General features: G+C 62.5%; 19 protein-coding genes. 11 read left to right on the top strand and 8 right to left on the bottom strand.

The window, feature by feature from the left end:
• Nucleotides 1-90 precede the first annotated feature (90 nt).
• Nucleotides 91-1,965, top strand: coding sequence for an acyl-CoA dehydrogenase C-terminal domain-containing protein (locus tag ACSSVQ_RS12830; RefSeq protein ID WP_454183621.1), 1,875 nt, complete (start codon nt 91-93; stop codon nt 1,963-1,965).
• A 251-nt stretch (nt 1,966-2,216) separates the two neighbouring features.
• Here the strand turns inward: ACSSVQ_RS12830 and ACSSVQ_RS12825 are convergent, their stop codons facing one another.
• The gene (locus ACSSVQ_RS12825; RefSeq protein WP_454183619.1) at nt 2,217-2,507 is read right to left on the bottom strand and encodes a GIY-YIG nuclease family protein; all 291 of its coding nucleotides are present in this window, start codon (nt 2,505-2,507) and stop codon (nt 2,217-2,219) included.
• A gap of 216 nt (nt 2,508-2,723) precedes the next feature.
• Here ACSSVQ_RS12825 and ACSSVQ_RS12820 point away from each other — a divergent pair, with 216 nt between their 5' ends.
• Complete coding sequence (locus ACSSVQ_RS12820; RefSeq protein WP_454183617.1) at nt 2,724-3,491, top strand: SDR family oxidoreductase; 768 nt, start codon at nt 2,724-2,726, stop codon at nt 3,489-3,491.
• A 113-nt stretch (nt 3,492-3,604) separates the two neighbouring features.
• Here ACSSVQ_RS12820 and ACSSVQ_RS12815 read toward each other — a convergent pair whose 3' ends face one another.
• The 3 genes from ACSSVQ_RS12815 to ACSSVQ_RS12805 all read right to left on the bottom strand — a co-directional run bounded on the left by ACSSVQ_RS12815 (nt 3,605) and on the right by ACSSVQ_RS12805 (nt 6,601).
• The gene (locus tag ACSSVQ_RS12815) at nt 3,605-4,582 is read right to left on the bottom strand and encodes an alpha/beta fold hydrolase (protein WP_454183615.1); all 978 of its coding nucleotides are present in this window, start codon (nt 4,580-4,582) and stop codon (nt 3,605-3,607) included.
• Between the two features lie 189 nt (nt 4,583-4,771).
• Nucleotides 4,772-5,680 (bottom strand): alpha/beta fold hydrolase, encoded by a 909-nt coding sequence (locus ACSSVQ_RS12810; RefSeq protein WP_454183613.1) that lies wholly within the window; start codon nt 5,678-5,680, stop codon nt 4,772-4,774.
• Between the two features lie 12 nt (nt 5,681-5,692).
• Nucleotides 5,693-6,601, bottom strand: coding sequence for an alpha/beta fold hydrolase (locus ACSSVQ_RS12805; RefSeq protein WP_454183611.1), 909 nt, complete (start codon nt 6,599-6,601; stop codon nt 5,693-5,695).
• A 199-nt stretch (nt 6,602-6,800) separates the two neighbouring features.
• On the opposite strand from ACSSVQ_RS12805, the gene ACSSVQ_RS12800 reads away from it, so the two are divergent.
• Nucleotides 6,801-8,825, top strand: a complete 2,025-nt coding sequence (locus ACSSVQ_RS12800; protein WP_454183609.1) for a hypothetical protein — start codon at nt 6,801-6,803, stop codon at nt 8,823-8,825.
• A 62-nt stretch (nt 8,826-8,887) separates the two neighbouring features.
• On the opposite strand, the gene maiA is transcribed toward ACSSVQ_RS12800, so the two are convergent.
• The gene (gene maiA, locus ACSSVQ_RS12795) at nt 8,888-9,529 is read right to left on the bottom strand and encodes a maleylacetoacetate isomerase (RefSeq protein WP_454183607.1); all 642 of its coding nucleotides are present in this window, start codon (nt 9,527-9,529) and stop codon (nt 8,888-8,890) included.
• Nucleotides 9,530-9,571: 42 nt separating this feature from the next.
• Between maiA and ACSSVQ_RS12790 the strand changes: the two genes are divergently transcribed.
• Entirely contained in the window at nt 9,572-10,135 is a 564-nt protein-coding gene (locus ACSSVQ_RS12790; RefSeq protein WP_454183605.1) for a GNAT family N-acetyltransferase, read from the top strand.
• A 7-nt stretch (nt 10,136-10,142) separates the two neighbouring features.
• Here ACSSVQ_RS12790 and ACSSVQ_RS12785 read toward each other — a convergent pair whose 3' ends face one another.
• The gene (locus ACSSVQ_RS12785; protein WP_454183603.1) at nt 10,143-11,381 is read right to left on the bottom strand and encodes an MFS transporter; all 1,239 of its coding nucleotides are present in this window, start codon (nt 11,379-11,381) and stop codon (nt 10,143-10,145) included.
• A gap of 277 nt (nt 11,382-11,658) precedes the next feature.
• Between ACSSVQ_RS12785 and ACSSVQ_RS12780 the strand changes: the two genes are divergently transcribed.
• The 5 genes from ACSSVQ_RS12780 (at nt 11,659) to ACSSVQ_RS12760 (ending at nt 17,570) form a co-directional block, all read left to right on the top strand.
• Nucleotides 11,659-12,306 (top strand): DsbA family protein, encoded by a 648-nt coding sequence (locus ACSSVQ_RS12780; protein ID WP_454183601.1) that lies wholly within the window; start codon nt 11,659-11,661, stop codon nt 12,304-12,306.
• Nucleotides 12,307-12,470: 164 nt separating this feature from the next.
• Nucleotides 12,471-12,941: an N-acetyltransferase family protein gene (locus ACSSVQ_RS12775; RefSeq protein WP_454183599.1), complete on the top strand. Its 471-nt coding sequence runs from the start codon at nt 12,471-12,473 to the stop codon at nt 12,939-12,941.
• A gap of 267 nt (nt 12,942-13,208) precedes the next feature.
• Nucleotides 13,209-14,882, top strand: coding sequence for an FAD-dependent oxidoreductase (locus ACSSVQ_RS12770; protein ID WP_454183597.1), 1,674 nt, complete (start codon nt 13,209-13,211; stop codon nt 14,880-14,882).
• On the top strand, nt 14,879-15,880 hold the full coding sequence (locus tag ACSSVQ_RS12765) for a diacylglycerol/lipid kinase family protein (RefSeq protein WP_454183595.1): 1,002 nt from the start codon (nt 14,879-14,881) through the stop codon (nt 15,878-15,880). Before ACSSVQ_RS12770 ends, ACSSVQ_RS12765 begins: the two co-directional genes overlap by 4 nt.
• A gap of 19 nt (nt 15,881-15,899) precedes the next feature.
• The gene (locus tag ACSSVQ_RS12760; RefSeq protein ID WP_454183593.1) at nt 15,900-17,570 is read left to right on the top strand and encodes an FAD-binding oxidoreductase; all 1,671 of its coding nucleotides are present in this window, start codon (nt 15,900-15,902) and stop codon (nt 17,568-17,570) included.
• A 170-nt stretch (nt 17,571-17,740) separates the two neighbouring features.
• Here the strand turns inward: ACSSVQ_RS12760 and ACSSVQ_RS12755 are convergent, their stop codons facing one another.
• Nucleotides 17,741-18,172 (bottom strand): hypothetical protein, encoded by a 432-nt coding sequence (locus tag ACSSVQ_RS12755; protein ID WP_454183591.1) that lies wholly within the window; start codon nt 18,170-18,172, stop codon nt 17,741-17,743.
• 197 nt (nt 18,173-18,369) lie between these two features.
• The gene (locus ACSSVQ_RS12750; protein WP_454183589.1) at nt 18,370-20,064 is read right to left on the bottom strand and encodes a SulP family inorganic anion transporter; all 1,695 of its coding nucleotides are present in this window, start codon (nt 20,062-20,064) and stop codon (nt 18,370-18,372) included.
• 179 nt (nt 20,065-20,243) lie between these two features.
• On the opposite strand from ACSSVQ_RS12750, the gene ACSSVQ_RS12745 reads away from it, so the two are divergent.
• Both ACSSVQ_RS12745 and ACSSVQ_RS12740 read left to right on the top strand, forming a co-directional pair.
• Complete coding sequence (locus ACSSVQ_RS12745; protein WP_454183587.1) at nt 20,244-20,891, top strand: TetR/AcrR family transcriptional regulator; 648 nt, start codon at nt 20,244-20,246, stop codon at nt 20,889-20,891.
• A 39-nt stretch (nt 20,892-20,930) separates the two neighbouring features.
• Nucleotides 20,931-22,655, top strand: a complete 1,725-nt coding sequence (locus tag ACSSVQ_RS12740; protein ID WP_454183585.1) for a sulfatase-like hydrolase/transferase — start codon at nt 20,931-20,933, stop codon at nt 22,653-22,655.
• Nucleotides 22,656-22,690: the final 35 nt, after the last annotated feature.

Below are 22,690 nucleotides of genomic sequence, written 5' to 3'. Positions count from 1 at the left end.
CCTCCACCCCCACCCCTCGACAAACGCCTTCCCCTGCGGCATATTCCGGCCCGCCCGATCTACTTACAAATTTGAAAACAGAGGTGACGCATGCCCGGCTACAAGGCTCCGGTCGAGGATTTCCTGTTCCTGTTCCATGAGCTGCTCGAAATCGACAAACGCGACGACCTGCCGGGCTTTGCCGAGCTGACGCCCGACATGACGGGCGCCATCCTGGAAGGCGGCGCGAAGTTCTGCGAGGACGTGCTGCAGCCGCTGAACCAGGTCGGCGACGAGCATGGCTGCGTGCTGGAAAACGGCATCGTGCGCACGCCCCCCGGCTTCAAGGAAGCGTTCAAGGCCTATGCCGATGGCGGCTGGAACCGCCTCGGCGCGCCGGAGGATGCGGGCGGCGCAGGCCTGCCCTCCATCGTCACCTTCGCCTTTACCGAAATGGGCATGGCCGCGAACCAGGCGTTTGCGATGTATCCGGGTCTCACGAGCGCGGCCTATTCCGCGCTGTGGGCGACGGGCGAACCCTGGATGAAAGAGCATGTCGCCAAGCGCATGATCGCGGGCGACTGGGCCGGCACCATGTGCCTCACCGAGCCGCATTGCGGCACCGACCTGAAGCTGATGAAGACCAAGGCCGTGGAGCAGGAAGACGGCACCTATCGCCTGTCGGGCACGAAGATCTTCATCTCCGGCGGCGACCACGACATGACCGAGAACATCATCCACATGGTGATCGCGAAGATCCCGGATGAGAACGGCAAGCTGGCCGACGACCTCTCCACCGTGAACTTCTTCATGGTGCCCAAGGTGATGGTCGACCAGGAAACCGGCGAGCTGAAAGACCGCAACGGCGTGACCGTCGGCTCCATCGAAAAGAAGATGGGCATCAAGGGCAATGCGACCTGCGTGCTGAACTTCGACGACGCGGTGGCCTATCGCCTCGGCGCGCCCCAAAAGAAAAAAGAGCAGAAGGGCGGCGACGAGAAACCTGCCGAAGGCGGCGAGAAGAAGAAGTCCAAATCCGCGGGCATGGCCGGCATGTTCGGCATGATGAACGGCGCGCGCATGGGCGTGGGCATTCAGGGCATCGCGATCGGCGAAGTCGCCTATCAGAACGGCGTGGCTTACGCGAATGAGCGCCTGGCGGGCCGCGCGCTCACCGGCGCGGAAAACCCGGACGGCCCCGCCGACCCCATCATGGTGTATCCGGATGTGCGCCGCCTGCTGATGGGCTCGCGCTCATTCGTAGAGGGCGCCCGCGCGCTCGCCATGTATGTCTCCATGCTCTTCACGACGCAGGTCTTTGCGAAGGACGAGACGGAACGGCAGGAAGCCGCCGACATGGCGCAGCTGATGACGCCGATCATCAAGGCCTATTTCACCGACAAGGGCTTCCAGGCCGCGAACGACTCGATGCAGGTCTATGGCGGGCACGGCTATGTGCGCGACCACGGCATGGAGCAGTTCGTGCGCGATGCGCGCATCAACCAGGTCTATGAAGGCGCCAACGGCATTCAGGCGCTGGACCTCGTCGCGCGCAAGATGAGCGCCAAGGGCGGCCGCGCCACCATGACCTATTTCGGCAAGGTGGAAGGCTTCATCAAGGAGAATGAGGGCGACGAGAAGATGAAGCCCTTCATCGAACCGCTGAAGACGGGCTATGCGCGCCTGGGCGAAGCGGCCGGCTGGCTGATGGAGAACGCGCCGAAGAACTACAACAATGCGGGTGCCGCGAGCTACGACATCCTCAACATCTTCGGCACGGTGACGCTCGCCTGGATGTGGGCGCAGATGGCGAAGGTCGCGCTCGCAAAGCTCGACGAAGGCACCGGCAATCCGGCGTTCTACAAGCGCAAGCTGACGCTCGCGCGCTACTGGATGGAACGCGAAATCCCGATGACGGCGAGCTATCTGGAACGCGCCAAACAGGGCGCCGACGGCCTGATGGCGCTGGACGCCGACGCGTTCTGATGAGTTGAGGGGCTCCCGCGCTTTAAAAGCCGGTGAGTGGGAAGAGGCGCAAGCGGCAACGCTTGCGCCTCTTTTTGTTGTGAGGTTCTGGATTGACGGATCTTCGCCCGGCAATGACAAACTAATTTTCCTGTCATGCCCGGGCTTGACCCGGGCATCCAGTACGGGGCCTGCGGCGCATAGCGCGCTGGATTGCCGGATCAAGTCCGGCAATGACAAACAGGGAAAACACGCCCGGGCGCGACGGGGTATCAGCCGAACAAATCCTCATAGAGGTCCCGCCAGTCCGGGTTGTCTTTCTCAACGAGCGCGAGCTTCCACGCCCGCGACCAGTGCTTGATGTTCTTCTCACGCTGGATAGCGGCGGTCACATCGTCATACGCCTCGTACCAGACGAGCTGCTTCACGCCGTGGCGGCTGGTAAAGCCTTCCACCTCGCCACTGCGATGCTGGTAGACCCGCCGCGCGAGATCGCTCGTCACGCCGACATAGATCGTCCCGTTCCGCCCGCTCGCCATGATGTAGACGAAGTACCCAAGCATGAGATGAGGATGACTCCGCGATTTTGACTTGTCATGCCCGGACCCTCCTTTGCACTTCAAGGAGGCCGGGCATCCAGCACAGAGCCTGCGGCACACAGTGCGCTGGATTGCCGGGTCAAGCCCGGCAATGACAGGCAAAACGGTGAGCAATTGCCACTTTCCCCGACGTCAGCTAGCTTCCTCGCCATCCAGAAACTTCAAATCAGGGGAAGCCCCATGAAAAATCTGTTCAATGTCGAGGGCAAGGTGGTGCTGATCACCGGCGGCTCGCGCGGGATCGGCGAGATGATCGCCACCGGCTTCGTGGAAAACGGCGCGAAGGTCTATATCTCGGCACGGAAAGCCGCGCCGTGCAACGAACTCGCCGAACGCCTGTCGGAAAAGGGCTTCTGCGTCTCGCTGCCCTGCGACCTCTCCACCACGGAAGGCGTGAACTGGATGGCGGAGGAACTGGGCAAGCGCGAGGAAAAGCTCGACGTGCTCATCAACAATGCGGGCGCGGCCTGGGGCGAGCCCATCGACGACTATTCCGAAAAGGGCTGGGACAAGGTCTTCAACATCAACCTCAAGGGCCCCTTCTTCCTGGTGCAGAAACTGCTGCCCATGCTGCGCAAGGCCGCCAGCGAAGGCGCGCCGGCGCGCATCGTCAACACCGCCTCGGTGAACGGCATCGAGCCGCCCGCGCTGGAAACCTATGCCTATTCCTCGTCCAAGGCGGGCATGATCATGCTGACGCGACATCTGGCCAAGCGCCTCGCGCCGGAACATATCCTGGTGAACTGCATCGCGCCCGGCCCCTTCCCCAGCCAGATGATGAAGGAAACGCTGGAGACGATGGGGGACGCGATCCGCGCTTCCAACCCGCTCGGCCGCATCGGCGAGCCGGAAGATATCGCGGGCGTCGCGATCTTCCTCTCCTCACGCGCCAGCGGCTACACGACGGGCGCCTGCATCCCCTGCGACGGCGGCTCGGCTGAGGTTTAAGGCCCCCACCCAACCCTCCCCCGCTCGCGGGGGAGGGCTATAAGGGGAAGCACCTCACTTAACCTCCCCCGTCCCACGGGGGAGGTCGGCGCCAAGCGCCGGGTGGGGGATTTTCACATCCCCAGCCAGCGGCGAAAGCGCGTGGCGGCCTCTTCCATTTCCCCGATTAGGGTCGCGGGTTTTCCCTTGGCCGCAGGCCCTGAGGCGCGCCGCGCGGCGGCGAGGATCGCATCGGCGAAAGTGCCGGCAAGCGCGGGCGGCACGTCATGGCCCATGCCGGGCACGGACCGAAACGCCGCCCCCGGAATATTCTCCGCGACATCGCGACCCGCCGCGATGGGAACCAGCGGATCGTCCTCGCCATGCATGACGACCGTCGGCGCGGTGATGCGTTTCAGCGCGGCGCGGCGGTCTCCCGAGGCGACCGAGGCCATGAACTGCCGCATCAGGGCGCGCATATCATAGCCGCGCGCGACATCGGCGCGGGCCTGCGCGCGAAGCTCTTCATCGTCCTGACGGTAGCCGGGCGAGGCGAGCAGCTTTTGCAGCCAGACGATCTGTTCCACGATGGCCTGGTCGCCGACCGCCCCGGACGACACGGGCGTCGTCAGCGCGGACAGCACATCCGGTTTGCCCGGCGGCAGGCGCGGATTGCCCGAGGTGGACATGATGGCGGTGAGGGAAAGCACGCGCGCGGGATAGTGCGCAGCGACGGCCTGCGCGATCATGCCGCCAAGCGAGACGCCCGCGACATGTGCGCGCTCGATCCCCAGCGCATCCATGAGACCAACCGTGTCCGCCGCCATATCGTCCAGCGTATAGGGCGTAAAGCTGGGGCGGCCCGACATCATCTGCCCCCAGAGCGCGGTGACATCCGGCAGGCGAAATCCGTCGAATTTGGTGGAAAGCCCCGCATCGCGATTGTCGAAGCGGATGACGCGATAGCCCGCTTGCGTAAGCCGGTCGATCAACGCCTCCGGCCAGTCGATGAGCTGCCCGCCAAGCCCCATGATGAGGATAATCGCCTCGCGCCGCGGGTCGCCATGGGTCTCGTAGTAGAGCTGGAGACCATTGACGTCGGCATGAGGCATGGAAGGACTCTCGGCAGGTGACGCGGGAACCGGCCCTCATCCTAACAGCCGCGATGCGACACGCCCATGAAGAATGGCCCATGAAGAAAGGGAGGGCGGAAACTGGATGCCCGGGTCAAAGCCCGGGCATGACAGATAAAAGGATTGTCATTGCCGGGCACCGACCCGGCAATCCAGCGCAAAGATTGCTCAGTCCGCCGCCTGCGCGCCTGCCGTGGCACCCTTGGCGTGGTCGGCGATGAGCCGCACATAGGTCTCGCACAGCGGCACGGGAAGATCGTGGCCCATGCCCTCGATGAGTTCGAGCGTCGCGCCCGGCACGGCTTTCGCCGTGTCGATACCGCCTTCGACCGGCACCAGCGGATCCGCCTTGCCATGGATGACGAGGAAGGGCACGCGCACCTTCGCAAGCTCATCCACGCGGCTGCCGTCGCCGACGATCGCCGCATACTGCCGCGTCGCGCCTTCCGGGTAATACATGTGGTCGAACTCGCGGGCGACGAGTTCGCGCAGCTCATCCTCCGTCTTGCGATAGGCCGGACTTTCGTAAACGCGGCGGCCCTTCATGCGATGCGCGATCACGACCTCGCGCTCGTCCGACGCGGGCTGCTCGCGCAGCGCCTCCATCGCAGCCTCGCTTGCCTGCGGCAGGTTCGGATTGCCCGTGGTGGACATGATGGAGGTGACGGAGAGCAGACGGTCGGGATGATGGATCGCCATGCGCTGCACGATCATGCCGCCCATGGAAATGCCCATCACATGCGCCTTGTCGATACCGAGCGCATCGAGCACGCCCATGCCGTCCGCCGCCATATCGGCAAGCGTGTAAGGCATGTCCGGCTTTTCGCCCGCGCGGACGGCCTTTGCCACGGCGGGAATATCGGGAATGCCGGAAAGCTTTTCCGTGTGGCCGACATCGCGATTGTCGTAACGGATGACGCGGAAGCCTTCCGCGCGCAATCCCTCCATCAGCTCTTCCGGCCAGCTCATCATGGTGGAGGTGTAGCCATTGACGAAGAGAATGGCGGGCGCGCCCTCCGGCCCCCGATCTTCGATGTTGATCTCGATGCCGTTGGCTTTGATTTTCTGCATGTTCATGAGATCGCCCCCTCACTCTGCCGCTTGCGACGCCGAGGCGCGCGAGGCGGCCGCGGTGATGGCGTCGGCGAACACATCGACAAGGCTCACCGGGAAGTCGTGCCCCATGCCGGGGATGACGCGAAGCTCCGCCCCCGGAATGCTCGCCGCCGTATCCTCGCCGCCCGCGACGGGCACCAGCGGGTCATCCTTGCCATGCAGCACGACGGCGGGCACGTTCAGCTTCTTCAGTTTCTCGCGCCGGTCGCCATTCGACACGATGGCCGCCATCTGCCGGATCGTGCCTTGCGGGTAATAGCTGCGCGCCGTATCGCGCTCCACCCATTCGCGAAGCTGCGGCTCCGGCGTGCGGTAACCGGGGCTGCCGATGACGGTCCAGGTGTTCATGCCGCGCGCGATGACCGCCTCATGGTCGCTCGGGTCCGGCGCGGGCGCCATCAGCGCGCCCATCGCGGCATCGCTGCCCTGCGGGACTTCCGGATTGCCGGTGTTCGACATGATGGAAGTGAGCGAGAGGACTTTTTCGGGATGGTTCGTCGCCATGAGCTGCACAATCATGCCGCCCATGGACGCGCCCGCGATATGCGCCTTGTCGATGCCGAGCGCATCGAGCAGCGCCATGCCGTCGGCGGCCATGTCGTCCAGCGAATAGGGCGCATCCACCGCCCCGCCCGTGGCGAGCGCGGTGAAGATCTTCTCCATGTCGGGAATGCCCGCCGCGTCGAACTTGGTGGAAAGGCCCACGTCGCGATTGTCGTAGCGCACGACATGATAGCCGCGCGTCACGAGTTCCTCGCAAAGCTCCGTGTTCCACAAGGTGAGCTGACCGCCGAGCCCCATGACGAGCAGGATGGTCGGATTGTCGGTCGAGCCGAAGCTCTCATATTCGATGGTAATGCCGTTGGCCTGAACCTGCGCCATGGCTGCTCCTCCCCTGATGTTGTTGCCGTTTGTTTTATGGCTTTGAGGGGAGCTTAGCAGGGGGGGTGGAGGGGGTCACGCAGACTTGGACTTGACCACTTGTTCTTTTCCGGGACTTCATGTCACTTTATTAAGGGACCCCAAAGAAACTAAATTTTCCATCCGATTTTAAACTCTAAAAAAAACAGAGATACAGCCAATGGAAAGCCTGCTTCAAGGTAGACTAAGAAATACACACCTACCCATTAGCAAGTCTATGATGCCACTTTACGAGGCTGTTGTTAACTCAATACACGCTTCGGAGGAAGACGCAGAAAATTGCGACATCAGTCTTGAAGATCACCAAATAACAATTCGAGTTTTACGAACAGAGAATCTTTTCTCCAAAAATTCTAAATCTGAAAAAGGACCTATTGAAGGATTTGAAATCCGCGACGATGGCGCTGGATTCAATGAAGATAACTGGCAATCATTTAACACTTTGGATTCCCTTCACAAAGAAAAGAAAGGTTGTCGCGGAGTCGGAAGACTCATGTGGCTGAAAGCGTTCCGAACGGTTGACGTCGATAGTGTTTTCACCACTAAAAATGGAAATTTTCGCCGCCGTTTTTCCTTTGATCCCGTAGATGGCGTTACTCAGTCGGGAACAGCGGATTCTACATCTTCTCCAAAGGAAACCCGCGTTACACTTTCAGGCATTCAATCTAAATACGCCGACAACGCATCGAAAACATTACAGTCTATAGCTGAAGGATTACTCGAACACTGTCTCTGGTATTTCATCCGAGATGAGGGTGTACCCGCCATCAACATGCAAGATGGCTCCGAAGTTATATCTCTATTAGAGTTATTCGACACGCACATGCACTCAAGCGCCAAACATGAAGTTATAAAAATTGGCGAGAATACATTTGAAATAACCCATGTAAAATTCCGAGCGAGCATGCACAAGCTGAATACGCTCAACTACTGCGCTGCAGGTCGTCTGGTCAAAGAAGAATCCCTCCAAGGCAAAATACCAGGCCTCTTTGGCATTATGTCCGATGCAGCAGGAGACTTCACATACGCAGCTTATCTGACGAGCCCATACCTTGATGAACACGTTTACGAACAACGGACAGGCTTTTATATCGACGAAGAGAATTCGGGAATTTTTGCTGATATTTCTCTAAAAGAAATTAGAGAGCGAGTTATAGATTCCATAAAGAAATACCTTCGCGAAAGCTTGAGTGAAAAAATAAAGGAAAGCGAAACCCGTTTACAAAAATACGTGAATGAAATCGCCCCACGATATAGGCCTATTTTGCCGCACATAGACGAAAACACTGTTATCGATCCATCCATATCGGATCGCGACCTTGACCTCGCACTACACCGCCAACTTTACAAAGTGGAAGAAAGGATGATTAGCGAAGGTCACGAGATAATGACGCCTTTCAAGGGCGAAACACAGGACGCCTACAGGGAGCGCCTAAAAAAGTATCTAGAAACCGTTGCAGACCTAAAGCAATCGGACTTGGCAAATTATGTGATGCACCGCCGCGTGATAATTGACCTGTTCGAGTCGGCCATGAGCAACAAAAGTGGGGAATTTGCACCGGAAGATATCATCCACGATCTTATCGTGCCGATGCAAAAAACTTCTGACGATATGGAATATCGTCGTCAGAATTTGTGGCTACTCGACGAACGCCTCGCGTTTCATCACTACCTCGCATCCGATAAGACAATCTCAAGCAACAAAACAACCTCCGATACAAGCACTAAAGAACCAGACATTTCGGCACTTCGTCTGTTCGATACACCTTTTTTAGCGGGAGAGAAAAATACCCCCAGTGCCTCAATAACGGTGATCGAAATTAAAAGACCCATGCGAAAAGGGTTTAAGGGGGGAGAAGGCGAATCCAAGGACCCAATCTTGCAGGGCCTGGATTATCTACAACGCCTTCGTAGTGGAGCATCGACCCGGGACGGACGCCCAATTCCAGACGCGGATCGTATTCCGGGATACGTCTATGTCCTCGCCGATTTAACAGACAGCATGAAAAAATGCTGCCGTCTGCATCAACTCATGAAGACAGCGGATGGAATGGGGTACTTCGGATACCATAGAGACGAAACTTATAACGCCTACATCGAAGTCATGTCATACGATCGCCTCATAGCGGCAGCTAAAGAGCGCAATAGAGCGTTTTTTGATCAACTACAACTACCCAGCAAATAGTTACTAACTTTCGCCGGGATGACACCTGTGGGTGTTGCGGCGGGCTGTGCCCTGCGCGGGCCCTACACCGCCCCCTCGCCCGGCCAGTCCTCCTGCATCTCGGGCCTCGACAGCGTGAAGGCTTCCATTTCGTTGCAGCGGGCGTCGATGGCGTTGAGGCGTTTGTAGGCCGAGAGGTCGCAACCGAAGCGCCGCGCGTTGCGCATTTGCGGCACGAGGTGGAGGTCGGCCCAGCCGGGCGTCTCGCCGAAGCAGAAGGGCCATTCGGTGTCGCGCCGGGCCAGCGCTTCTTCCAGCGCGGTGAAGCCCTCCACCATCCAGTGCCGCTGCCAGCGGGAGAGCCCCTCCTCGTCCACGCCATATTCGGCGTCGAGGAAACGGCCGATGCGCTTGACCGTCAGCGCATGCATCTCCGAGGCGATATGGGCGGCGAAGGCGCGCGCCTCCGCCCGCAGCATCGGGTCTTCGGGGAGCAGCGCGGGCTCGGGATATTCCTCTTCCAGAAAGGCGAGAATGGCCACCGACTGCGCGATGACGCGGCCGTCCATGTCGAGCGCGGGAAGGAGCCCCTGCGGGTTGAGGCGGCGGTACTCGTCGAGCCCCATCTCGTCCACCGGCACATAGTCGAAGGGCACGCCCTTGAGCCGCAGCGCGATGCGCACGCGCTCCCCCGCCGAATTGCGCCACCTGGTGATAAGCCGCATGAGGTGTCCTCCGTGTTTGGCGGGCATTGTGGCACAGGGCAGGTGCCTGCGGCACTCATTGCGCTGGATTGCCGGATCAAGTCCGGCAATGACAAGATGGGGGAAACGAAACGACAGGGGCCATCCATCATGCTGCGCATCATCGAGGGGGATTTTTCGGACCGCCGCGTGGTCGAGCTGCTGGAGACCCATGTGAAACTGGCGCGGGAGGCTTCGCCGCCCTGCACGGCCTATGCGCTGGACCTGAAAGGGCTTCAGGCGCCGGGGATCGGCTTCTGGACCATCTGGCACGGCAATGGAAAAGACGGCGAAGAAGAACTCGCCGGATGCGGCGCGCTGAAACGGCTCTCGCCCACGCATGGCGAAATCAAATCCATGCATACGGCGGCGCATCTCAGGGGCAAGGGCGTCGCGGCCACCATGCTCGGCCATATCATGGAGAAGGCGCGGCTTTCCGGCATGACGCGGCTCAGCCTCGAAACCGGCACGCAAGCCTATTTCGCCCCCGCCCGCGCGCTCTATGCCCGGCACGGCTTCACGCCTTGCGAACCCTTCGGCGACTATAAGGGCGGCCCGCACAACATTTTCATGTCGCGGGAGATCTAGCGCGGGATCACGCCTCCGCCGTGCGGTCGAGGCCGGGGATGAGGAGGAGGCTCCAGCCGGCGGCAGCGAGGCAATAGACGCCCATGGCGAGGAGCTGCCAGAAGAAGGGCACGCCCGCATCGAGGAGCACGCCGATCAGCCCCGGCGAGAGCGCGGTCGAAAACACCATGGTGGACGTCGTAACCCCGCGAATGGCGCCGAGATGCAGCGTGCCGTAAAGCTCCGCCCAGAGCGCGCCGCCGAGCGTCGCCGCGCTCCCCATGGTGACGCCCGCCAGCGCCATGAAAACCGGCAGCACCCAGGCATTGGAGACGAAGGCCAGCGCCGCGATGCCCGCGGCGAGCGGCAAGAGATAGACCGGCAGGATATGCCGCGCGCCGAAGCGGTCGACCAGCCAGCCCGCACCGAGCCCCGACACCATGTTGACGCCCGCCAGCACCGGAAAGCTCGCCGCGAACCAGGTGAGATCCCAGCCCTTCATCTCCACCACCGTCACCTGGTTGATGAAGATGCCGGTGAGGATGAAAGGCGGGGCGAGAATGACCGGCATCAGCGCGTAAAAGAGCGGCTGGCGGATAACCTCGCCGCGCGTCCATTGACGATGCTCAACGGGGCGCGCGGCGGGCTGCGCGGCGGATGACGCGTCCTTGGGCGCTTCCGCCGTTTCGGGCACGCGGTCGCGTTCGACCAGCAGGAGAAGCGCGAGCGTGGGCAGAAGGATCAGCGCGGCGGCGATGGCCACCCATGTCATGCGCCAGCCCAGCGCGGCGACAAGAGCCACCGCCGCAATGGGAAGCACCGCTTCCGCGCTCGACAGGCCGAGCCCCGCGATGGAGACGGCGCGGCCACGCTTGGCGTCGAACCAGCGGCCCATCGCCGTCATGGAAATATGGGTGAGCATGCCCTGCCCGAAAAAGCGCAGGCCGAAAAAGACGAAGGCGAGCATCCAGGCCGACGAGACGCTCGCCATGCCGAGCGAGACGACGGCGAGACCGGACAGAATGCCCACGCCCAGCCAACGGATGGGATAGTCGTCGGCAAGCCGCCCCGCCCACATGAGAAGCGCGGCGCTGGCGAGCGTACCCGCCGTGTAAAGCCCGCCGAAGCCGCCTTCCGACAGGCCGAGATCGGCCTTCAGATGGCCCGCGAACAGCGCGATGAAATAGGTCTGGCCGAACCCCGAGCAGAAGGTGAGCAGGAACCCGGCGGCAAGCCAGCGGAAATCGGCGCGCAGATCGGCAAGCATGGCAACTCCTCTGGCAGGGGGTGGCAGGGTTGGCGACAGGAGAGAGGTCCTGACTAGCACAGGATGAAAAACGGCGCGCGATTGAGAGCCATCGACTTTCCCAGATGTCATCCCGTGCTTGTCCCGGGATCCAGAGCGACAAGCACGGAGCGTGCGGCCCCTGGGCCCCGGCACAAGGCCGGGGTGACAGCCAATGTAAACCACTCCTCCCTTGCGCCTCCCGCCTTCCCTCTCCATATTAATGCCTAACATTAAGACTCAAGGCAGGGAGGCCCTGATGACGCTCGAATTCGACCTCTTCTGGTCGTTCCGCTCGCCCTATTCCTATCTGGCGACGCCGCGGCTCGTGCAGATGGAGAAGGATTACGACCTGAAGATCAATGTACGCCCGGTCTACCCCATCGCGGTGCGCATCAAGGACTTCTTCAAGAACGTCAATCCGATGTGGCCGCCCTATCTCATCAACGACACCTTCCGCATCTCGCAATATCTGGGACTGCCCTATAACTGGCCGGACCCGGATCCGATCGTGATGGATATTTCGACGGGCGAGGTGCCCGAAGACCAGCCCTATATCTCGCGCCTGACGCGGGCGGGCATCGCGGCGGTGGAACGCGGCAAGGGACTCCCCTTCCTCTATGAGGTGTCGAGCGTGGTCTTCGGCGGCGTGAAGAAGTGGAACGAGGGCGACCATCTGGAAAAGGCCGCTGCGCGCGCGGGCCTCGACATGGCCGAACTCGACGCCGCCATCGAGAAGGACCCCGATCACTATGAAAAGGCGATCGCCGAAAACGAAGCCGCGCAGAAGGATGCCGGCCACTGGGGCGTGCCGCTCATGGTGTTCGAGGGCGAACCCTTCTTCGGCCAGGACCGGCTGGACCTGCTTGTGTGGCGCATGGAGCAGAAGGGGTTGAAGAAGCGCTAGCCTAAACACTACCCGGCACCTCACCGTCATGCCCCGCTTCAGGCGGGGCATCCACGTCTTCGGGGCATGAAAAGACGTGGATGGCCCGGACAAGCCGGGCCATGACGACAACAAATGCCGGGATGACATTCATATTTTCCCCGGCACATGCTATCTCCCCGCGCATGAACGCGACGCATGACATCGCCCTCGCCTTCCGGCCCGTCGGCGTGAGCGACCGGGGGCTGCTGGAAGAGCTGGTGCGGGCCTATTACGACTTCGACGATCACGAATATGAGCCGGGGCTTCACGGGCCCGCGCTCGACGCCATTTGCGCGGGCGACCCCAATGTGCGGGCCTGGATCATCGAGGATGGCGAGACGGTCGCGGGCTATCTCATCCTGACCATCGGCTTTTCCATGCAGTATGGCGGGCGGGACGGCTTTCTGGACGAGCTCTTCCTGAAGGACGCATATCGCGGCAAGGGCCTCGGCAAGCAGGTGATGGCCTTCCTCGAAACGCAAGTGAAGCGGCTGGGCTTCCACTATCTCCATCTGGAGGTGGTGAAGGCCAATGAGCGCGCCCGCCGCCTTTACGAAAGCCTCGGCTGGGAAGAGACGGGCTGCCTGCTGATGAGCAAGCGGCTGGTGGAGTAGCTCCCCTTTCAAACAGCCCGTCATGCCCCGCTTCAGGCGGGGCATCCACGTCTTTGCAGCGTGAAAGAAAGACGTGGATGGCCCGGACAAGCCGGGCCATGACGCTGATTCTGGCCGGGATGACAAAGTGAGTGGGAACGCACCCTTCTCCACTGGACCCGGGATGACGCTGGGGATAGCCTCCCGGGCGAGTATTTCCCCCGGTAAATGACCTGTATTTCCCTGTGAGACGAGGACCCCCGCCCGATGCAGCGCGACCTGAAAGCCATGAGTGAGGCCGAATACGACCTGGTGATCGTCGGCGGCGGCATAACGGGCGCGAGCGTGGCGTGGGATGCGAGCCTGCGCGGCCTGAAAGTGGCGCTGCTGGAAAAGGGCGACTTCGCCCATGGCACCACGTCGGGCTCCTCCAAGCTGACCCATGGGGGCTTGCGCTATCTCGTGAACGGGGAGCTGAAGCTGGTGCGCGAATCGCTGCGCGAGCGCCGGGTCTGGGAACAGGTCGCGCCGCATATGGTGCATCCGCTGCCCTTCATCATCCCGACCTATGGCTGGGGCATGAAGGGGCCGGTCGTGCTCTCCATCGGCCTCACCTTTTACGATCTCCTCTCCTATGACCGGAACTGGCTGTCGGACACCGACAAGAAGCTGCCCGGCTTCCGCTCCATCTCGCGGGGCGAGACGCTGGACCTCATCCCCAGCCTGCCACGCGACGGGCTGACCGGCGGCAAGATCTATTACGACTGCCAGATGTTCGCGCCGGAACGGCTCTGCCTGTCGGTGCTGATGGGCGCGGTGGAATATGGCGCGAAGGCCGCGAACTATGCGGAGGTGACGCGCTTCGTGACGGAAGCGAGCGCCAGCGGCAACACGAAACGCATTTCCGGCGTGGAAGTGACCGACCACCTGACCGGCGAGACCCACATGGTCAAGGGCCGCGTTGTGGTGAATGGCGGCGGGCCCTGGGCCGACAAGATGATCGGCATGGCGGAAGAACACAAACCCTCGCGCCGCCTGATGCGCTCCAAGGGCATTCACATCATCACCCGCGACATTTCCGGCAAATACGCCTTCGCCATCCAGTCGGACATTGGCGGGCATTTCTTCGTCATTCCCTGGCGCGGCCACACCATCATCGGCACGACCGACAAGCTCTATGAGGGCGATCCGGACAAGGTGGGCGTGTCGGAAGACGATATCGAGGATTTCCTCCGTGTCGTGAATAACGGCCTGCCGGGCCTGGAGCTGACGCGCGACGACGTGATCCATTTCTATGCGGGGCTGCGTCCGCTGATCGACGACAGCGAGGAAGGCGAGGAGAAGGACTCCTATACCGCCAGCCGCGAGGCGGAAGTCTGCGACCATTCGAAACTCGACGGGATCGAGGGCCTGATCTCCGCGCTGGGCGGCAAATGGACGACGAGCCGGGCGCTGGCGGAAGAAGTCGTGGACATGGCGCTCACCAAACTCGGCCGCGAGGCGAAATGCGAGACGGAAGCGACGCCTGTGCATGGCGGCGAGATCGGTCGGCTGAAAAGCTTCATCGAGCGCGCCAAACGCGCGCATCCGGATATGTCGGAAGAGGCGATCGAAAATCTCGTCATGTATTACGGCAGCGAATATGAGCGCGTGCTGGAAATGGCCGAAGGCGACAATGCGGATGCGAAGCTGAAACGCCGCCTCGGCCTCAACGTGCCCGATATCGGCGCACAGGTGATCCATGCCGTGCGCAATGAAATGGCGCAGACGCTCAGCGACGTGATTTTCCGCCGCACCGGGCTCGGCACGCTGGGCACCCCCGGCACCGATGTCGTGAAGCGCGTGGCCGAACTGATGGCGCGCGAACTCGACTGGGACGAAACGCGGCTCGCAAACGAAATGGCCGAGACGCTGAAGCGCTTCGAGACCGTATCGCCGGAGAGCCAGAAGGCTTCTGCATGAGCACGGAAGGCGGACATAGCCCCATGGCGCATGTGCGGGCCGACGGCTACATGCCCCATGTGGCCGCGGTGGTGAACCCGCGCTCGGGCGGCGGCTATACCGGCCGGGCCTGGCGGCGCATCGCAGGCGACCTTGAAAAACATCTCGGCCCCGTCCGCGTGCATTTCACCGGCTCTCCCTCCTCCCCGCATTACCTGCCCGCCGCCGAACTGACGCGGCAGGCCTTGCGCGAGGGCGCACAGCTCGTCATCGCGGTCGGCGGCGACGGCACGATCAACGAGGTCGTGAACGGCTTTTATGAAGGCGAGGAACAGATCAACCCCGACGCCCATCTCGCCATTCTGAATTGCGGCACGGGCGGCGATTTCCGCCGCACCTTCGGCTTTCCCCAGGAATGGGAGAAAGGCATCGCGCATATTGCGAGCGGCAACACCCGCCGGATCGATATCGGGCGCCTGCGCTTCATTGCCGAGGACGGGCGCGAAACCACGCGCTATTTCGACAATATTGCGAGCTTCGGCATGTCGGGCGCGGTGGACCGCGCGGTGAACCGCGCCACCTGGCAGAAGAATTTCGGCGGCAGCTTCACCTTCTTCTGGTGCTCGATGATGGCCGTGCTCGGCTATCGCCCGCGCGAAGTACGCATCAAGACCGATACCGGCATCGACGAGGAAATGACGGTCGGCACCTGCGCCGTCGCCAATGGACGCTTTTTCGGCGGCGGCATGATGATCGCACCGAAGGCCGAACCCGACGACGGCATGTTCGACGTGACGGTGCTGATGGATATGGGGATGTGGGATTTCCTGAAGGATTCCGGCTCTATCTACAAGGGCACCCATATCGACAATCCGAAAGTGTTCACCGACCGGGTCCGCTGGCTGGAAGCCGAGCCCGTGGGCGACAAACCCGTGCTTCTGGATGTGGATGGCGAGGCGCCCGGACGGCTGCCGGCGCGCTTCGAGATATTGCCCGGCGCGCTGACGCTGAGGGTCTAGAGACCAAGAGGAAACGAAAATGACCATCGACCGCACAACGCTGCGCTGGAACGGCTGGGGCCCGGTTGCCCAGGAGAACGCGCTGCCGGATAAGGCGCCGCAATGGGAATGGATCCGCGAGACGCTGGGGCTGAGCCATCTGCCGAAGACGCCTGCCCTGCATATGAATGAAATCCGCCTCGCCCCGACGCGGCTGACCGAAGACCAGCAGGAAAAGCTCGCCGCCATCGTGGGCGAGAACCAGCTGCGCGTGGACGATTACGAACGCGCCTTCCATGCGCGCGGCAAGTCCTATCACGACCTGCTTTATGTGCGCGCGGGCAAGCTCGACATGGCGCCGGACGGCGTGGTCTATCCCCGCGCGGCCGATGAAGTGATGTCGGTGATGAAGCTCGCGCAGGAAGAAGACATTACGCTGGTGCCTTTCGGCGGCGGCTCTTCCGTGGTGGGCGGCGTCAACGCACTGGCGAAGTCGCTCGACGGCGCGGTGCTGACTGTGGACATGACGATGATGACGCGCGTCATCCGCATCGACAAGGTGTCGATGACGGCGCGCATCGAGGCGGGCATTTACGGGCCCGCGCTGGAAGAACAGCTTCAGAACCATGGCGTGACGCTCGGCCATTATCCGCAGAGCTTCGAGTTCTCGACGCTGGGCGGCTGGATCGCGGCGCGCGGTGCGGGCCAGCAATCAAACCGCTACGGCAAGGCGGAAAAATGGCTGGTGAACGCAAAGCTCGCCACGCCCGAAGGCTTCTGGGAGACGGAAGACTTCCCGGCTTCCGCCGCGGGACCCAATCTGAACCAGCTCGTCGCGGGCTCGGAAGGCACGCTCGGCATCATCTGCGAAGCGACCGTGAAGGTGCATGAACTGCCCGCGCGCAAAGACTATCGCGGCTATCTCTTCAAGAATTTCGAGGCGGGCGTGGAAGTGGCGCGGCGCATCAACCATGCCGACATTCCCGTCGCCATGGTGCGGCTGTCGGATGCCGACGAGACGCATTTCTTCCAGAAATTCTCCTCAAGCTCGTCAGGCGGGCTGAAATCGAAGCTGCAGGAGATGTTCCTGAAGGCGCGCGGCTTTGCCCACGGCCCTTGCCTGATGCTGATCGGGCTCGAAGGCGACAAGGAAACCGTGCTCTGGGCGCAGGCGCAGACCGAAGCGATTGCCAAGGCCGAGGGCGCCATGGCGCTCGGCACCGGCCCGGGCCGCAAATGGTATGAGGGCCGCTTCCACTCGCCCTATAGCCGCGACCCGATGCTGGACCGCGGGCTGGCGGTGGACACGCTCGAAACCTCGACGCATTGGTCGAACATCGTGGCGCTGCGCGACAAGGTGACGGCGGCGATTTCGAAAGCGATGGACGAGAACGTGCCCGAACAGGGCGCGCGCGGCATCGTGATGGCGCATGTGAGCCATTCCTATCCGGATGGCGCGAGCCTTTATTTCACCTTCGTGTTTCCCCGCCAGCTCGACCGCGAAGTGGAGCAATGGCAGGCAATCAAGCGCGCCGCGTCGGATGCCATCGAGGCAGGCCACGGCACGATCAGCCATCACCACGGCGTCGGCACCGACCATGCGCCCTGGATGCTGGAGGAAAAGGGCGAGATCGGGATGGGCACGCTGAAGGCGGTGAAGGAAAAGCTCGACCCGAAGGGGATTTTGAACCCGGGGAAATTGCTGGGGTAGTCGCTCCGCCGGCGTGTCATCCCGGCGAAGGCAACGTCCTGAAAGCTCGTCTCTCCTGACGCGTCATGGCCCGGCTTGTCCGGGCCATCCACGACTTCTCCGGTTGCGGCAAGACGTGGATGCCCCGCATGAAGCGGGGCATGACGAAACGGAGTGCGCGAAGGCTGACCTCAGAACAGATCCTTGATGTGGTCGTTGAAGTTGAAGTCGTTCAGCGTCCAGCCGTCGGCGCCCTTGTAGAAGGTGAAGTACCAGACCAGCGCGGACTTCTCCTGCTTCTGCAGATAGACGGCGCGGTAGAGTGAGGTGCCGAGTTCCTTGTCCTCGACAAGCTCATAGCCGACATTCTTGCCCATATGGGTCTCGACCTGCGGCATCTGCTCGGCGACATGCGCCTTGAACTCGCCGAACTCTTCCTGCGAGAAGGCGACATAGGGCTGAAGCGCCTTGAAGCCCGCATCGATCTTGCCGCCGGAAATATCCTTCATCGCATTGTCGGTGAGCGTCTTGACGTCGCCGAGACTGCCCAGCTCTCCGGCCCATGCGCCCGAGACGGGCAGGAGAAGAAAGGCGGCGAAAAGCGCCGCGATCCAGTTTTTCATGATTGCCCCCAATCGAAATGGTCGTTCGCAGCGGAAGCCTAACCCGGTTTTGTGACGAACCATAATCGGGGGGAAATATTGGGGAGACAATAAAGGGGGACTGTCACCCCGGGCTTCGTCCAGGGGTCCAGGGCGGCAAATACCGTGCTTGCGGCCCCTGGATCCCGGCACAAGGCCGGGATGACACTTGTTATTTGCTACCCCGCCACGATCTCCCGCGCCTTTACGATGGCCTCGTCGAAATTCGCCACGCGGATGACCGCGCTGTCGAGCACGCCCATCTGTGTCAGCACCTGTTCGGGCTGAGGCTGGAGCGCGGTGACGATGACCTTGGTGCCGTGCTTCGCGCAACGGTCGATCAGCGTCTGGATGGCGCTGGCGCCGGTGCCGTCGATCAAGGGCACGGCGCGCATGCGCAGGATGAAGACTTTCGGCGGGGTGCCGATGCGGTCCATCGTCTCGCCGAGCCGCATGGCAACACCGAAGAAGAAGGGACCGTTGATGAGGCTCGCCACCACGCCGGGCGGCAGCTCGCGCTCTTCCATGGGCGGCACGGCATGGGGCGCGTTATCCGCCTGATCCTCTTCCAGCAGTTTCATATGCGCCTGCACCTCCACCGCTTCGGACATGCGATGCATGAAGAGGACGGCGGCAAGCACCACGCCGACCTCGATGGCGACGGTGAGATCCACCGCCACGGTGAGGCCGAATGTGGCGAGCAGCACCAGCCGGTCGCCGATGGGCGCCTTCATCAGATGCGCGAACTTGTCGATCTCCGACATGTTCCACGCCACGACGAAAAGGATCGCAGCGAGCGCGGCAAGCGGAATGAAGGTCGCAAGCGGCCAGGCGACGAGCAGGAAGACGAGCACCGCGGCGGCATGGATCATCCCCGAGACGGGACCGATGGCGCCGGCGCGGATATTGGTCGCGGTGCGCGCGATGGCGCCCGTGGCGGGCAGCCCGCCGACCAGCGCCGAGGCGCAATTCGCCGCGCCCTGCGCCACCAGCTCGCAATTGGAGCGGTGACGGCGGCCCGTCATGCTGTCGGCCACCATGGCGGAGAGAAGCGATTCCACCCCGCCCAGAAACGCAATGGTGAAGGCGGAGGGAAGCAGCGTGCCGAGGCGGTGCAGGCTCACATCCGGCAGGCTGGGCATGGCGAAGGACGGATGGAGCCCGGCAAAGCGCGTGCCGATGGTCTCGGTCGGCAGCGCGAAGGCCCAGACGAGAACGGAGGCCAGCACCGCCACGAAGAGGAAACCCGGCCAGGTGGGCCGGTAGCGCCGGAGCGCCAGAATGAAGACGAGCGAGCCCAGCGCCACAGCGAGCGTCGCAGGCGACAGCGTCGGCAGCGCCTCGAACAGCACGGGGATCTTGTCGAAAAAGGCCCCCGGCAGTTCGCCGGTCGTCAGCCCGAGGAAATCCTTGATCTGGCTCGTCGCGATGATGACGGCGATACCGGCGGTAAAACCCGTCACCACGGGCTGCGGCACATATTTGATGTAAGTACCGAGCCGCGCCCAGCCCGCCACCATGAGCATGAGCCCCGCCATGAAGGTCGCGATGACGAGCCCGTCATAGCCTTGCGTCTCGATGATGTTGAAGACGACGACGACGAAGGCGCCGGTCGGCCCGCCGATCTGGAAACGGCTGCCGCCCAGCGCGGAGATGAGGAAGCCTGCGACGATGGCCGTCAGCAGCCCCTTGTCCGGCGTCGCGCCGGACGCGATGGCCAGCGCCATGGAAAGCGGCAAGGCGACGATGGCCACGGTGAGACCGGCAATGAGGTCGGCGCTGAACTTCGAGGGCGTATAGCCCTCGCGCAGCACGGTCAGCAATTTAGGTACGAATAACCCCTGCGACGCAGGGGTGGGCCGGTCCATCGACATGGAAATTCTCACGAGGCGGGGTTGGGAGCCCGGATTCTAGCAAGCGGGTCATCCCCCATGTCATAGGGGTTTCTACGTAAGGGCCACTGCCCTTTTTGGCGATTCCGGCCCGAAACTTGTCATCTGACAAAAACTGAGTCATAAATTTCGTCAATCAACAAGTTTTAAGGAAACCGGGCATGACCGGCATGACCGCCAAGACGAAGGCAAAACGCAGCCCCCAGAAGGCGACTCAGAAACGCGCGGAAGAGACCCGCGAGCGGCTGCTCGACGCGGCAACGGAGCTTTTCGCCGCGCTCGGCTTCGACGGCATTTCCGCGCGCACTATCGAGACCCATGCGGGCGTACAGCGCGGCCTCATCGCCTATCACTTCGACACCAAGGAAGCGCTGTGGCGGGAAATGGCGGACCGGCTCTTCACCGATCTGCGCGAGCGCCTGTCTCTGACGGCGGATATCGTCCGCGACCTCTCGCCGGAAGAGCGCCAGAAGGCCTTCATCACGAGTTTTGTGCGCTACAGCGCCGACGCCCCGATGCTGAACCGGATGATGGCGCAGGAGGGCAAGGCGCCCTCATGGCGGCTCGACTATCTCTACGACACGCATTTGCGCGACATCCGCGACGAGGTCAGCCGGATCATCGGCCGCGAGATCGACCCGCACACCTATTACGTGATGACCGGCGCGGGCGCCTTCGTCTTCACCATGGAACATGTCTGCGAAAAGCTTTTCGGCGTGAACCCGCGCGAGGAAAGCTTCGTGGACGAACATGCCCGCATCGTGGCCCGGCTGCTGGAAAGCCTGCAGCGCGAGACCGACGAGAGCTGAGACAAGACGTCGCCTAAAAGGCGCCCCGAGGAGGAAAGCATGAAGAAGATTTCACGCCGCACGGCGCTTGTCGGCGCCGGCGCGCTGGCCGCCGCCTATGGCGCCTGGCATATCGCCGGCCCGAAGAGCGGCACGCGCCCCCGCGTGGCGCTCAAGACCGACAAGGGCAAGCGCCCCAACATCCTCCTCGTCCTGACGGACCAGGAGCGCGCGCGGCACCTGTTGCCCGCATCCCTGCCGCTTCCCAATCACGACCGGCTGGCGGCGGAAGCGACGAGCTTCCGCAATATGAGCGCGGTCTCCAATCTCTGCTCGCTGGCGCGCGGCGTCACCTATACCGGTCAGCACCCGCAACTGAACGGCATCTGGGAGAACACGCCGCTGCCCTGGGCGAGCGGGCTCAGGGAAGACATTCCGACCGTCGGCACGATGATGCAGGATGCGGGCTATGCCACCGCCTATTTCGGCAAATGGCACCTGACGCATCTGCCGCTGAACGAGACGGTCGGCAAGCAGAAGATCGCAGAGGTCTTCGGCTCCTACGGTTTCGAGCATACCGACCAGGATGCCGAACGCGACGGCGCGCAGGCGGGCTGGCAGCACGACGCGGCGACGGCGACCGGGGCATCGCGTTTCATGCACGACATGAAGGGCGGCGACAAACCCTGGTTCGCGGCGGTCAATTTCGTGAACCCGCATGACATCATGTTTTTCGAGACGGACGAGCACCAGAAGACATCGCGGCTCGGCCAGTTCCCGGACAAGATCATGCCCGCGCCGGACGATCCGATCTATGCGACGGACTGGCAGGTGCCGCTGCCCGACACATTCGGCGAGGCGACGCTTGCGGGCAAACCGGACGCGCAGCGCCAGATGCAGAAGGTGATGCGGCTCGCGCTTGGCGACATTCCGCTGGACCGGCGCGACCTCTGGGCGTCCTTCAACAATTACTATTACAACTGCCTGCGCGACATGGACCGCCATCTGGGCCGCGTCCTCGACGCGCTGGACGAAAGCGGCCAGAGCGGCAACACCATCGTGATCTTCATGGCCGATCACGGCGAGATGGGCGGGGTGCACGGGCTGCGCAGCAAGGGCGGCAACATGTATCGCGAGGACCAGAACGTGCCGCTGATGATCCGCCATCCCGACGTGAAAAAGGCGCGCGAGGTGGAGGCGCTGGCCTCGCAGCTCGACATCGCGCCGACGCTGCTGGCGCTGGCGGGCGTGAGCGACGCCGAACGCCGCACCGCCTATCCGATGCTGAAGGGGCACGACCTCTCGCCGGTGCTGACGGCAAGCGGCACGGATGAAGGCGCGGGCCCGCGCGATGCGCATCTGGCGCAATGGACGAGCCTCGTTCACCTGTCGGAAAAGACCATGCTCGGCTTTACCGCCGTACAGAAGGCGCAAGGTCCGCTCGCCAAGATCGGCGCGCTCGACCTCGGCACGGCGCTGGAAGGTCTGCACCATCGCGGCCATATGCGCGGCGTGCTGCACGGAAACTACAAGTTCGCGCGCTATTTCTCGCCACTGGAACACAACACGCCGAAGACGGTGGAAGAGCTGACGGCGCTCAACGATCTGGAGCTTTACGACATCAAGGCCGACCCGATGGAGACGGTGAACCTCGCCAACGACCTCGAAGCGCATCGGCCGGTCATCGAGAAGCTCAACACGCGGCTCAATGCGCTGATCGCAGACGAGGTGGGCGAGGACGACGGCTCCTACCTGCCCGGCCCGGCGATGATCTGGGAGGCGTGAGGCCTTCGCTGTTTCCGCCGTCATGCCCCGCTTTA

It is taken from the genome of Parvibaculum sp. MBR-TMA-1.3b-4.2, from assembly GCF_053628815.1.
This window is presented reverse-complemented; position numbering and strand designations above follow the sequence as displayed.

Coding starts and splice junctions, on each gene's coding strand:
- ACSSVQ_RS12830 (WP_454183621.1), top strand. CDS start 91: ATGCCCGGCTACAAGGCTCCGGTCGAGGATTTCCTGTTCCTGTTCCAT.
- ACSSVQ_RS12825 (WP_454183619.1), bottom strand. CDS start 2,507: ATGCTTGGGTACTTCGTCTACATCATGGCGAGCGGGCGGAACGGGACG.
- ACSSVQ_RS12820 (WP_454183617.1), top strand. CDS start 2,724: ATGAAAAATCTGTTCAATGTCGAGGGCAAGGTGGTGCTGATCACCGGC.
- ACSSVQ_RS12815 (WP_454183615.1), bottom strand. CDS start 4,582: ATGCCTCATGCCGACGTCAATGGTCTCCAGCTCTACTACGAGACCCAT.
- ACSSVQ_RS12810 (WP_454183613.1), bottom strand. CDS start 5,680: ATGAACATGCAGAAAATCAAAGCCAACGGCATCGAGATCAACATCGAA.
- ACSSVQ_RS12805 (WP_454183611.1), bottom strand. CDS start 6,601: ATGGCGCAGGTTCAGGCCAACGGCATTACCATCGAATATGAGAGCTTC.
- ACSSVQ_RS12800 (WP_454183609.1), top strand. CDS start 6,801: ATGGAAAGCCTGCTTCAAGGTAGACTAAGAAATACACACCTACCCATT.
- maiA (WP_454183607.1), bottom strand. CDS start 9,529: ATGCGGCTTATCACCAGGTGGCGCAATTCGGCGGGGGAGCGCGTGCGC.
- ACSSVQ_RS12785 (WP_454183603.1), bottom strand. CDS start 11,381: ATGCTTGCCGATCTGCGCGCCGATTTCCGCTGGCTTGCCGCCGGGTTC.
- ACSSVQ_RS12780 (WP_454183601.1), top strand. CDS start 11,659: ATGACGCTCGAATTCGACCTCTTCTGGTCGTTCCGCTCGCCCTATTCC.
- ACSSVQ_RS12775 (WP_454183599.1), top strand. CDS start 12,471: ATGAACGCGACGCATGACATCGCCCTCGCCTTCCGGCCCGTCGGCGTG.
- ACSSVQ_RS12770 (WP_454183597.1), top strand. CDS start 13,209: ATGAGTGAGGCCGAATACGACCTGGTGATCGTCGGCGGCGGCATAACG.
- ACSSVQ_RS12765 (WP_454183595.1), top strand. CDS start 14,879: ATGAGCACGGAAGGCGGACATAGCCCCATGGCGCATGTGCGGGCCGAC.
- ACSSVQ_RS12760 (WP_454183593.1), top strand. CDS start 15,900: ATGACCATCGACCGCACAACGCTGCGCTGGAACGGCTGGGGCCCGGTT.
- ACSSVQ_RS12755 (WP_454183591.1), bottom strand. CDS start 18,172: ATGAAAAACTGGATCGCGGCGCTTTTCGCCGCCTTTCTTCTCCTGCCC.
- ACSSVQ_RS12750 (WP_454183589.1), bottom strand. CDS start 20,064: ATGTCGATGGACCGGCCCACCCCTGCGTCGCAGGGGTTATTCGTACCT.
- ACSSVQ_RS12745 (WP_454183587.1), top strand. CDS start 20,244: ATGACCGGCATGACCGCCAAGACGAAGGCAAAACGCAGCCCCCAGAAG.
- ACSSVQ_RS12740 (WP_454183585.1), top strand. CDS start 20,931: ATGAAGAAGATTTCACGCCGCACGGCGCTTGTCGGCGCCGGCGCGCTG.